The organism is Imperialibacter sp. EC-SDR9 (assembly GCF_902498805.1).
Classification (GTDB): domain Bacteria; phylum Bacteroidota; class Bacteroidia; order Cytophagales; family Cyclobacteriaceae; genus Imperialibacter.
The window spans coordinates 108,654-119,334 of sequence record NZ_LR701587.1; the positions used below are offsets into that span (position 1 = coordinate 108,654).

Annotated in this window: 14 protein-coding genes; 1 reads left to right on the forward strand and 13 read right to left on the reverse strand. The window is 46.1% G+C overall.

The features are described from left to right. Positions 1-19 precede the first annotated feature (19 nt). The 4 genes from GC130_RS28885 to GC130_RS15670 form a co-directional block, all read right to left on the reverse strand. Positions 20-958, reverse strand: a complete 939-nt coding sequence (locus GC130_RS28885) for an SRPBCC domain-containing protein (RefSeq protein WP_201568355.1) — start codon at positions 956-958, stop codon at positions 20-22. Between the two features lie 100 nt (positions 959-1,058). Then, complete coding sequence (locus tag GC130_RS15660) at positions 1,059-1,640, reverse strand: dihydrofolate reductase family protein (protein ID WP_151999272.1); 582 nt, start codon at positions 1,638-1,640, stop codon at positions 1,059-1,061. Between the two features lie 43 nt (positions 1,641-1,683). Continuing rightward, a complete protein-coding gene (locus GC130_RS15665; RefSeq protein WP_151999273.1) occupies positions 1,684-2,133 on the reverse strand; it encodes an SRPBCC family protein in 450 nt (149 codons plus the stop codon). Then, on the reverse strand, positions 2,117-2,455 hold the full coding sequence (locus GC130_RS15670) for a helix-turn-helix transcriptional regulator (protein WP_151999274.1): 339 nt from the start codon (positions 2,453-2,455) through the stop codon (positions 2,117-2,119). Before GC130_RS15670 ends, GC130_RS15665 begins: the two co-directional genes overlap by 17 nt. Before the next feature lie 39 nt (positions 2,456-2,494). Here GC130_RS15670 and GC130_RS15675 point away from each other — a divergent pair, with 39 nt between their 5' ends. After that, positions 2,495-2,941, forward strand: coding sequence for a hypothetical protein (locus GC130_RS15675; RefSeq protein WP_151999275.1), 447 nt, complete (start codon positions 2,495-2,497; stop codon positions 2,939-2,941). Between the two features lie 64 nt (positions 2,942-3,005). Here GC130_RS15675 and GC130_RS15680 read toward each other — a convergent pair whose 3' ends face one another. The 9 genes from GC130_RS15680 to GC130_RS15720 all read right to left on the reverse strand — a co-directional run bounded on the left by GC130_RS15680 (position 3,006) and on the right by GC130_RS15720 (position 10,552). Continuing rightward, a complete protein-coding gene (locus tag GC130_RS15680; protein WP_151999276.1) occupies positions 3,006-4,091 on the reverse strand; it encodes a peptidase M42 in 1,086 nt (361 codons plus the stop codon). 1,101 nt (positions 4,092-5,192) lie between these two features. Further along, a complete protein-coding gene (locus GC130_RS15685; protein ID WP_151999277.1) occupies positions 5,193-5,558 on the reverse strand; it encodes a DUF1801 domain-containing protein in 366 nt (121 codons plus the stop codon). Positions 5,559-5,572: 14 nt separating this feature from the next. After that, positions 5,573-5,995: a VOC family protein gene (locus tag GC130_RS15690; protein ID WP_151999278.1), complete on the reverse strand. Its 423-nt coding sequence runs from the start codon at positions 5,993-5,995 to the stop codon at positions 5,573-5,575. A 55-nt stretch (positions 5,996-6,050) separates the two neighbouring features. After that, complete coding sequence (locus GC130_RS15695) at positions 6,051-6,311, reverse strand: hypothetical protein (protein WP_151999279.1); 261 nt, start codon at positions 6,309-6,311, stop codon at positions 6,051-6,053. After that, entirely contained in the window at positions 6,312-6,692 is a 381-nt protein-coding gene (locus GC130_RS15700; RefSeq protein ID WP_151999280.1) for a VOC family protein, read from the reverse strand. It abuts the gene before it with no gap. 102 nt (positions 6,693-6,794) lie between these two features. Next, a complete protein-coding gene (locus GC130_RS15705) occupies positions 6,795-7,214 on the reverse strand; it encodes a hypothetical protein (protein ID WP_151999281.1) in 420 nt (139 codons plus the stop codon). Positions 7,215-7,337: 123 nt separating this feature from the next. Continuing rightward, the gene (locus GC130_RS15710; RefSeq protein ID WP_151999282.1) at positions 7,338-8,735 is read right to left on the reverse strand and encodes a pyridoxal-dependent decarboxylase; all 1,398 of its coding nucleotides are present in this window, start codon (positions 8,733-8,735) and stop codon (positions 7,338-7,340) included. A 212-nt stretch (positions 8,736-8,947) separates the two neighbouring features. Further along, a complete protein-coding gene (locus GC130_RS15715) occupies positions 8,948-9,697 on the reverse strand; it encodes an isoprenylcysteine carboxylmethyltransferase family protein (protein WP_151999283.1) in 750 nt (249 codons plus the stop codon). A 105-nt stretch (positions 9,698-9,802) separates the two neighbouring features. Continuing rightward, complete coding sequence (locus GC130_RS15720) at positions 9,803-10,552, reverse strand: VOC family protein (RefSeq protein WP_151999284.1); 750 nt, start codon at positions 10,550-10,552, stop codon at positions 9,803-9,805. Positions 10,553-10,681: the final 129 nt, after the last annotated feature.

Here is a 10,681-nt window from a genome sequence, read left to right on the forward strand (position 1 = left end):
CTCCCGCCTCCTCACTTCCTCATCTCTTCTCGTTGCAATTAAACATCCAGTTGATGCCATACCTGTCGGTGCAGCTGCCATAGTATGCGCCCCAAAACATGTCCTGTAGTTCCATGGTTACTTCTCCACCGGCCGACAAAGCGTCGAAGAGCTTTTTGGTTTCCGCTCGGGTGTTGGGCTCCAGATTAATATGCATGTTATTGCCTGGCTTCACCTTCATGCCCATCGACTCCGGTGCATCGGTGGCCATCAGGAAATGACCGCCCAGTATCTCCAGTTCGATGTGTAAAATCAGCTTTTTGTCGGCCTCAGTCATTGGGGGAGCGCCTTCCATCGGAGGTATTTCACCGAAACGCTGGATGCCACCTTTGAATTCGGTGCCGAATACAGATTTGTAAAAAAGGAATGCCTCTTCGGTATTTCCTGCAAAATTGAGATAAGTACTTACTCTTGACATATTTGTGTTTTTTAACTGAGTCATCAAATTGATCCTCGTCTCGAGGTAGGCTGCCATCCGCTCCATGTTTTGTCGTGCCCCCTCAAACGCCCCGTGTTTATCAATCACGTAATCCAGGTCGGCTTTAGACTGGAATATGCTGCGCATGGTCAGGAGTGTTTTACCCTCCTTTTCTTCAAAGGTCACGGTGACATGAAAGTTGCCTGGAGCATCATCGCTCCCGTTGCCGTGTACATACACCAGCTTTTCCGGAACGACTACCTCTTTGAAAACAATAAGATTGGGATAGTCTGTCCCGTTGGGGCCGTGCATGGTGAGCCGGAACTTGCCACCGGGTTTGACGTTCATTTCATGAACAGTGTTGGTGAAGCCTGTAGGCCCCCACCATTGGGCGATGTGTTCCGGTTCTGTCCAAACCTTGAAAACGAGCGCACGGGGAGCATCTATAAGCCTGCTGGCAATTACTTCCCTGTCCGTTCTTTCTACATGCGTGGTGTTCATGTGTGATATCGTTTAGATGTGACGAAGTCGTTTGATAGGTTACCTGGCATCCACATTTCAGCCAGTCTCATAAATACATTCCCGCTCTTAGTGGTCACTGCTATTGGTTATCCACTATATAATTCAGTTCCGTTACCCCGGATGTAAACTGCCGGGTGTTCAATAGTTTTAGATTTATTTTGTCTTTGACGTTCACGAACAAAGGAATGCCCTTGCCAAGAATAACTGGATTAACGAATAGCCAGTAGCCGTCAATTAAGTTCAATTGCATAAGCGAATGTGTGGCTGTCGGGCTGCCAAAAACCAGGATATCTTCGCCACTGCCTTTGCGGGACTGCTTTATTTCATTTATGCTGTCCGAAAGGTTGTCGCTGATAATTGTTGTGTTGGTTAAATCTGTACCACTCATTGTTTTTGACAGAACAACTTTGTGAACCTGGCTATACCATTTAGAATGTTCAATATCGTGTTTCGTCGCCGCTGGCTTGTCTGCTGCGGTAGGCCAGTAACTTTCCATCATCTCATAAGTTGCCCGACCATACAATGCAGTATCGCCTTTGCTTATCCGTTTACCGACGTGGTCAAAAATTTCCTGATCAATTTTAATCCAGTCCATCTCCCCATTCGGCCCTGCTACAAAACCGTCAAGCGATACGTGCATAAATGAAATTAGTTTTCTCATGTGGTTTACTTTTTGTTGTTCTCCTTTCGGTAGTAAAGTGCAACTATACTTTGGAGTTGAAATGACTGGCCAGCAAGGCCTCCAGCCGGTCAAAATTCTCCTCATTGGAAGGCTCAATTATCTTCCGGGATCTTTCACATTCTTCTGCAGATTTGAAAACCATACGAAAGGTGATCAGGGTGTCTTCGCTCTGGCTATCAAAAGTCACAATCACCTGGAAGGCGTGCACAGGCTCCACGTGGTCAAATACAAGCCGTTGGTTGGGCACGATTTCCACAAAGACACACTTATTATCAAAGTTCGCTCCTTGCGGACTGTGCATAGTGAACCGCCATTCGCCACCTGGTTTCAGATCGAAGGCATGGAAGGTATTCGTAAAGCCCTTTGGGCCCCACCATTGTGCCAGCAGGTCAGGATTGCTCCATGCATGGTACACCTCAGCCTGAGAGTAGGTCACTCTTCTGGTGGAAGTAATTTCAAGATCTTTGCTCATCGCCTTTGTCTTTTGCTTGTAATTCTTTGATGTATTTTTCCATCGCATCCAGCCTTTCTTCCCATTCCTTTTTGTAGCGACTTACCCAATCCGATACTTCATGCAGTGGCTTGAGTTGTGCTTTGCAGAAGCGCTCCCGTCCCTGCTGCTCCATCATCACCAGGCCACACTCTTCCAGTATTTTCATGTGCTTCGAAATGGCCGGCCTGCTCATGTCAAAGTTCTCAGCCACTGTATTCACGTTCATCCGCTTGTAGGCAATCAGGTTAATAATCTCCCTGCGGGTGGGATCAGCAATCGCCTGGAATACGTCTCGTCTCATCTTGCTCCTTTATTAGTAACCGTTCAGTTACAAATATAAATGGAAACCGATCAGTTACGCAATTTTGTGCCGAAATTTTTTTCAACACTTTTCATTGACTTTAAGGGAGGCAGGCTCGGAATGCTTAAGACGCTTCAGAAAGATGGTTTTGCAGCTACGATGCATGCACTAGTATTCAAAATGAGCAGAATTTATGGCAAAATCTTATTGGATTTTGGGTTACTTTTTATAAGTTTGATGTATTTATTTAGTGCAATATTTTATTTAATTAATTATAAATTTATCTCACCAGCTATGAGAGCATTAAAAAGTAGAACCATTTTCTTATTCGGTGTTTTATCGATTTTTATGATCACTTCATTGGGTGCATGTACTGCCAGCCGCCCAAGCAGTGCCTGGCAGGATGTGGGCCATGCCCGTGACCTCGGTAAAAAGAAAGGTAATCATTCAAAACGAATGCAGAGAAGGCCAGCCAATCACCGGTAAAGGAGGAAGAGGAGTGTTGTTGTTCCGAATCGGAGATTTAGCACTTCTCTTTTTATTCTTTTGTCTATTTGGCTGCGTCAAAGCTTTCTTTCAGCACCTCTTTCAGCAAATTAATCGCCATGGAGATCGACTGTAAAGAGGCGGTTTCTTCAGAAGTATGGTAGCCGGTAGTGGGAATCTGAATAGTTGCCCCGCTGATGAGTCCGTCGGTTCCTTCAATGATACGGCCTAATTCGGTTCGTCCAAGCGATAGCGGCTTTTTACCGTCGACCAACCTTTGCTCATTGTGGTGCTCAATGAAAATGTCCTTATACACCGTTTTTATACCCAGCTTTTCGCTGGCTGCTGCTATTTCAGCGACCATTTTCTCGTCGAAGTCGGCAGTGGCGTCTTTGTGTCGGAGGATAATTTCGCTGTCAGATGCTTCTTTTTCGTCTTCTCCGAAGGGGCTGGTGTCGAGCACAATGAGTTTTTTAGTGGCTTGCTCCACTCTGTAAAACCAATCGGCCAGGTAACGCCAGCTACGGCCTGCTTCTTCCTGTGCTGTGAAAAAGGCCGTACCCTGGTAGCCTTGAGAAAATAGGTAAACAACCACAGCCACCATCAGTACATTGTCGAGTTGTGCAGAGACTCGACCATCGTGGATGGTGATGCGATCGGAGTAGGCTATAGGCACGCCGGGAGTTATATGCTCCAGCCCGTTGATTTCGATGATCAGGTTTTTTCGCTTCTCACTAATATAGGAGTGGTGGGTAGTGCCCTGCCCCAGGTAGGTGCCTGACCACGGCTCGTAGGCATGCACTTGCTGACCTTCAAAACGGTCGGCAATTTTTTCCAGCGTTTGCTCCGACACAGAGTTGCCATTGAGTTCGCTTCGGTTCTGGGTAACAAAGGCTGCATACTGAAACTCATTGGGGCCGGTGCAGATCAGGCCATGCCGGTCGACATGCGCAGAGAGGTAGTTGCTTGTCGGCATGCTGCCCTCTGCCACCAGCAAACCCTGATAAAGGCTGATTTTAATCCCCATTTCTTCCAGTTCCCGGCGGATCAAGCGAAAGAAAGGTTCTTCATAACCTACTACCGAGGGTTGCCGAACCAGCAACTTAAGGTAGTCGAGAAATGTGGTGAGAGAGGTGGTTGATGGCTCCACGGTTTTATATTTGGGAATGAGTGAAAACTTGAAGCGAAGCTAAGGAAAAGCCGGGGAAACAGGAAAGACAACGAGTTGATCAAAGTACCATAGACTGAAAGGGAGAGGCCTGATGTATGATAACGCTTTATGCCAGAGGCGGAGGTGTTGCAGTTGTGGGGAGGATTGTTATTGAGTGAAGGCATGAGGTTGATGGCTTTCTCAAATTGTGAAAAGCGCTGAGCTTTGGCTTAGCCCGGCTTCAATTTACCCCAACGGATCCGCAGCTAGTTTTTATTCAGTTGAAGTGATTTTGGGCTGTTTATTTCCCGCTTTATTTCGGCGAACAAGTGTTTTTTTCATAAAATTTTGATAATCAATGATATATGGATATTATCTTAATGTAATCGATGTATCCATACGACGCTAGATTAAACTATGAGCAACATCGGTATACGCCTATTTGCATGTAACTTTTTGATCTGATTTTAACTAAAATTGAAATTTTACTATTTTTTGAAGATGATCTTTTTTCTTACTTTCTTTAATTCTGTCTTTCTTTTCAAGCGCTGAAAATTTCTCTGGTGCAGGATGCAAATGTAGCTTTTAAGGCTCTGAGTGTAATTATTGGTGGTTTACTTCAAAACCACAGTTCCTTTTTTCAGACACAAGTGCGCCGGCATTTTGTTATATATAATGGGTAAAGCAGCTTTAGTATGTCATGTGTAATGACTCACGCAAAATTGACATTTTGTGATGCGTTACAATCCGTAGTTTTATCCTATAGTTTAATTATATCCAATAGCACACAACTTAAAATTTATCACCATGAGAGCTTATAAGAGTAGATCCAGAAGCAGAGCAGTTTTGTTACTCAGCATTTTAGCGATTTTTGTTATTAGTTCACTTTCTTCCTGTATGGCTCATAGAGGGAGTGGTTCATGGGATGACGTAGGACATGCCCGGTCGTTTAACCACAAAAAGGCACATCATGACCATCACAGCTCGAGCAAACAAGTGGTAAAAAACAATAAAAGCTAGAAATAGAATCTTCAATATGCCGCCCATGTGCCAACGTGGGCTTTTTTTGTGCCAATTGCCAAATGTCACCAGGCGTATCTGTCATCCACCGACTATCTGTAACCAGTCTTTAATGATTCGCTCAAGTTCAGCCTTCTTTGACGAAGCTTCTTCGGCATTTTTGATGTATACAATTCTCCGATCTTTCCAGTCACCTTCGAGGATGTCAGACTTGACGGCGACAATGGAGGGATGATGAAAAATGAGTCTGATGGCCTTTTTGTCGTGCAGGTTGAAGGTGACAAAGTCTTCCTTGTAGTAGTAGCTGGGCGCATTCCACTTGATACGCTCCGAAAGAGGGCCAGCACTCTTGATGATTGTGCGTAATGTTTCCACTTGAGGTTTCAACGGATGATCCAGGGCTGCTATGTAGGCGGCTACCTGTTCGGCTTCGGAAAGTTTAGACATAGTTTTTGAATATTTTACTGCGGGCTTGTTTCAAAGCCAATCATCCACTGAATACCAAATTTGTCTGTAGTCATGCCGAAATAGCTTCCCCAGAATGTGGCGGCCATTGGCATGGATACTTTGCCTCCGGCCGAGAGTGCGGCAAATAGTTTGTCGGCCTCAGACTTGTTTTCCGTGTCAAGATAGATGTGGAAATTGTTGCCCGACATTTCACCGAAATTCTCCGGTATGTCGCAACCCATCAGGCGGCTGGTTTTGCTTATCGGAAGAGCAATATGCATCATTCTTTTGCTTTGTTCGGCTCCTTTTGGGGCTTCTGACGGCATGTCGCTGTATTTCATTTGGCTGGTGAAGTCGCCTCCGAAGACAGTTTTGTAAAAATCGAAAGCTTCGGCACAGTTGCCATTAAAGTTGAGGTAGGTATCTGCGGATTTCATAAAGTGATAGTTTTAGTATATGTGGTGCTCTAATGACTGAGAGAATATATTCTCTTTATGCCTTTTGAAAGTATGGGTTCACGTCAACTGGTTTTAGCTCATCGTTCAGAACTTCAGCGAAGCAACCGTGGCTTATTATCAGATGAATAACGGCGCAGACGTTTACCTGACTGCCGTGACTCTCCACTCTGAGGATGCGGTCGCAGTCGCCGAGGTCAAAATTTGCACTAAAGCCAGGGAACGCACGGTGGATCGCTTCCAGCAACCTGAACGCCTGGACGTGATTGTCGACAGTAGTTTTGAACACTTCTACCATCTACATCTCTTCAAGGATAGACAAAATATTGCCGGCCGGATCCTTGAACCAGGCGATGGCAGGGCCATGGGGATTACGGCAAATTCCCTTTTCATCTGTCTTAATAGGCTCGTCGTACTGTTCAAAAACAACCCCTTTGCCTGTCAGCCAGTCAACTGTAGTCTCTATGTCCTTAATTGGGAAGTTGAGCACGGTAAAGGTGGCAGGCTCATGGTTGGGTTTCGGGTAAATGATTACTTTGCTGCCACCACTGAGGTCGAGCTGGAGCAAACCCATAGATAGTTCCTCCACTTGTAAGCCAAGCTTTCCTGAATAAAAGTCCTTTGCCTGCGAAAGGTTGCTTACCGAAAAACCAGTGAATGCTTTTGAATCTTTCAACATGTCATAGTGGGTTAGAAATATGCCAAATGCCTTTTCTATTAATAAGTTAACAAACTATTGCCTGGAATACATCTGTGAATGCTTTTTTAGGCACTGAGGTCATTAGTCGGGCACGTCGCCTTTCATTCTCAGCATGCAGACCATTTCATCGTCGTCTTTGTACCACTCTACTGCCCAATGCTCGGGGTCAAGCCCTTCCATTTTCATTAACTCACTAAAAATGCCAGGCAGAGAACTCAGTTTCGAATGCCAGTCGGTGACAGTAATGGCTGCGTATTTCCCTTTTTGTATGACATATTCTTCGTAACCCAGCTGCTTACCCTCTTCAGGGAACTTTTCAATGGCGGCTGCCATGTAGATGACACTATTTCCTTCCATCCTGGCAAGCCCGTAAAAAGGCCGACTAAACCCGCCCTCAACTCTTTCGACAATGGTATCGAAAGCTTCCCCAACGCCGTTGGGAAAGGTGAGTACCTGATGTCCAAAAACCTTTATGTCATTCGGGATGTCAATAAACTCCATGGCATTTTATGATTTGCTGCATGACAAATGTAGCAAAGGTGCCACACAGGTTCAGGGTGTAAAAGCGGCATTGTCAAGGGTCGAATGCGTCAGGCGAAAGCGCTATTTGTCAGCGCATGGCGATTATTGGCCAGCAGCCCTCATCATCTCTTTTTGCACGATCTTCACATCTTCTTCAGTGGTTCGCCAGTTGACCAGGGCAGCTCTGATTCCTTTTCTTCCATTGAAAAAGGTAGGCGTCATGAACACCTTGCCACTGTCATTGAGCCTGTCAAGGAAGGCTTGCACCTGGATTGAATCACCACCTTTCAAGGTAAAGCAGACAGTATTGAGTCGAACTGGTGCCAGGAGCTCAAAATAATCGCTTTGGTTGATGAATGCGCCCAACTGCCCGGCCTGTGCGATGTTGCGTTCCACTATTTCACGATAGCCATCCTTTCCGTAGGCCTTCAGTGTAAACCATGCTGGTAGCGCTTTGAATCTCCGGGAGTTTTCCGGTAGAAAGTTAAGGAAGTTGAAGTTTGCCAACGGGTCGCCAAGGTAAGGTGCATTGGAATTTTGGTAGGTTTCCACCTGAAGTAGCCTGTGTTTTTCTTTGACAAAAAAGAAGGCACTTTCGTAAGGCACGTTCAACCATTTATGACCATCAATGGTGATGCTGTCGGCGTGCTCCCAACCAGCCAACAGGTGAGCATAAGTTGGGGAAATGGCTGCAAATCCACCGAAAGCGGCATCGATATGCCACCAGAAGTTGTACTTTTCTTTGAGGTCGGCGATGGCCTGAGCGTCATCGTAGTCGACTGTGTTTACTGTGCCGCCGCTGGAGATCAGGATAAATGGTTCGCCGTTGAGCGATTGGATTTTCTTTTCCAGTGCTGTCATGTCAATTGCTTCCCTCGTAGCATCAATCGTCTTCACGATTTGGATATTGCTGCTTCCAAGGCCAAGCATAGACAGCGCTTTGATGGAGGAGGAGTGGGGCACTGCTGACAAAATGGGGAAGGTGGAAGAAACGCCTTTTTTGGCAATATCTAATCCTTTTTGCTTGCCGATCCACTGACGTGCAACACCCAGGCACGTGAAATTCGACATGGTAGCGCCGGTAACAAAGCCGCCAAGGAAATCACCGGGAAGGCCGAAGAGCTCTTTCAGCATGTCAATAGTTTCGAACTCTACGATGCCGGAGAGGTCGCCATGGCCTTTGACGGTTTGGGTATTCTGATCAAAAATGGTGGCAAGCATATCTCCCATGATAGCCGCAGGAGTGGTACCACCTGTTACAAAGCCCCAGTAGCGTGGGCCAGCTGAGGCGACCATGAGGTCTTTGAAGCGTCTGCGAAATTCGTTTAAAGCGTCACTTCCGCCAGCTCCGTCGGTTGGCAAAGGAGCAAAGTCGGTCGTTGCTTTGGCTGCTGATGTGGAAGTGGCGTTGATGCTTTGAAGATAAGAGAGTCCTTCTTCCAGGGCTTGGGTGAGCAATCGCCTGGTATTGTTCAGGTCGTACTGTAGCTGTTGGTTCATGGATCTGCGTCGGTTTAAAAAATGGACTTAACCGGGATTAAAAATGTAGTGAAACGACAATCTTTCCAGTGAGGTTGCCGCCTGAGACGGATTTTTCGCCATCAAACAGAGAAAAGCAAGCGGTTTCAGGCCGAAGCATGGAAGACGGTATATTGCTCATTGGCCGGGTAATTCCCTTTTGAACTGTTGTCCCAACCCAAAAAAATCTGCGACTATCTGTCGTAAGACAGCACCTGGGTGGTTTTTTGAATTGTCTTAATAATGATATACCACGCCACGCTGGCGGCGAAGCCATACATCCAGTATACATTCCCCAGCGAAAACTCCTTGTTGGCCACCGATGCTCCGATCACTTCGAAGGCAAAGACGACGAGGAACATATTCAAAATGCCGGCCTTTTCCTGGCGGATTATTTTTCTCCAGCTAAAGGTGTATTTGGGTTTGATCCACTTACTAAAGGCCGGGATGAAAGCAGGCGTTTTTGCAGCCCAGTCGACGTATTCTTTTCCGTATGTATCGATCAAAAACATCTCCTCTGCATACATGATTCTTTCATAATACACCCAGTACATAAAAACAAAAGCGACGATGAACCATGGCTCCTGAGTGAAGCCGGCGATGCCCAGCCACATGAAGAAGTTACCTACATACAATGGGTGGCGTACTGTGGCATATAATCCTGTAGAATTGACAGAATCAGCTACTTGCCCCACTGTGGTATTGCGACCAGAAGTATTGTCGGCAGAGTAGCCAATGGCCACCATGCGGATCACCAAACCCAACACGCATACCAGAAAGCAGCCTAGCTTGAACAGGTCATCTTGCTGCGAGTCGGTAATGGTGCTATTCAAAACGTTTTGCACATACACATAAATACCGACCACGATGATGACCAGCGGCAGGTAACTTCTGTGTTTGAATAGGAAGTCACCCTGGGTTCTAAGCTCTTCTTTTAATGCCATTGTTTTGTTTTCGCCATTTGGAATCACGAAGGTACGGAAATGTAATTAAGTTGCGGACTTAGTTTGGTGAATGTGTCAGAGCCTAAACTTATTTGCCCCACCCCTTTAAAAAGCTATCCTCACGCTTTCTTTGTCATCGGGTTTCCCAAAACTTACTGCTTTCAGTCTTGGCCTTTTCGCTGACTCTTTTTTTGGAACGACAATGATATCCCCAGACGCAGTGAAGAACCTTTCTGCACTACCAAACAGCTCATCCTTCTCTCTCCCAGCCGACTGTAGTCCAATACCTTTCAGAAAATAAGAAACTCTTTCGCTGCCCTCTATGCAGGCGGCTGTGATGCGGTCTGACTCATTTTTATGAGTAGTGGTTTCCCCCGGATCGCTCATGGTTCGGTGGTAGGCAATAAAAAAGAAATGGACTAACTCGGGCTCCTGCGGAAAGGTGATGTAGTCCCAACTTCGCCCTTTCGACGTTTCAAAGGCTATGTTCAAGCCAGAGAGCATCTGTTCCATCTCCTCAGTTCGAACTCCGGATACAGCCAGGTATACCCCGCCTTCTCCCTCTTGCAAAAGTGTCTGGTAGTCCCTCGCCATGCGGTCGGTGGGCTCGCCTCTGACTGACATCAGTTCGAGTGATGTCTTATTCACTAACTTTACATGTGCATTGATAAGCCCGTTGGCATGCAATCGCCCCTGCTTGACAGTGAACCCAAGCTGGGTATATCGGCTGGTAGCCTGATCGAGGTCGGCAACAACAGTGACAACATGGTCGATTTGTATTTTTTGGCAGGAGCTCTCCCAGTGGCAAGTAAACAGAACTACCAATGCAATCAGTGCTCCTTTTGTAAGTCTCATACCAATAGCGTCCTAAACGAATAGAGTAGGGAGGTGTGAATTAAGTATCTCAAAGTTAGCTTTGAGTTGCACAACAAAAGACTACACCTCCCATGGTAAATCTAAACTTATTCTCGCAGATCATCTCAA

Excerpts from the sequence above, each read along its gene's own strand:
- GC130_RS28885 (WP_201568355.1), bottom strand. The coding sequence starts at position 958 with ATGAACACCACGCATGTAGAAAGAACGGACAGGGAAGTAATTGCCAGC.
- GC130_RS15660 (WP_151999272.1), bottom strand. The coding sequence starts at position 1,640 with ATGAGAAAACTAATTTCATTTATGCACGTATCGCTTGACGGTTTTGTA.
- GC130_RS15665 (WP_151999273.1), bottom strand. The coding sequence starts at position 2,133 with ATGAGCAAAGATCTTGAAATTACTTCCACCAGAAGAGTGACCTACTCT.
- GC130_RS15670 (WP_151999274.1), bottom strand. The coding sequence starts at position 2,455 with ATGAGACGAGACGTATTCCAGGCGATTGCTGATCCCACCCGCAGGGAG.
- GC130_RS15675 (WP_151999275.1), top strand. The coding sequence starts at position 2,495 with ATGGAAACCGATCAGTTACGCAATTTTGTGCCGAAATTTTTTTCAACA.
- GC130_RS15685 (WP_151999277.1), bottom strand. The coding sequence starts at position 5,558 with ATGTCTAAACTTTCCGAAGCCGAACAGGTAGCCGCCTACATAGCAGCC.
- GC130_RS15690 (WP_151999278.1), bottom strand. The coding sequence starts at position 5,995 with ATGAAATCCGCAGATACCTACCTCAACTTTAATGGCAACTGTGCCGAA.
- GC130_RS15695 (WP_151999279.1), bottom strand. The coding sequence starts at position 6,311 with ATGGTAGAAGTGTTCAAAACTACTGTCGACAATCACGTCCAGGCGTTC.
- GC130_RS15700 (WP_151999280.1), bottom strand. The coding sequence starts at position 6,692 with ATGTTGAAAGATTCAAAAGCATTCACTGGTTTTTCGGTAAGCAACCTT.
- GC130_RS15705 (WP_151999281.1), bottom strand. The coding sequence starts at position 7,214 with ATGGAGTTTATTGACATCCCGAATGACATAAAGGTTTTTGGACATCAG.
- GC130_RS15710 (WP_151999282.1), bottom strand. The coding sequence starts at position 8,735 with ATGAACCAACAGCTACAGTACGACCTGAACAATACCAGGCGATTGCTC.
- GC130_RS15715 (WP_151999283.1), bottom strand. The coding sequence starts at position 9,697 with ATGGCATTAAAAGAAGAGCTTAGAACCCAGGGTGACTTCCTATTCAAA.
- GC130_RS15720 (WP_151999284.1), bottom strand. The coding sequence starts at position 10,552 with ATGAGACTTACAAAAGGAGCACTGATTGCATTGGTAGTTCTGTTTACT.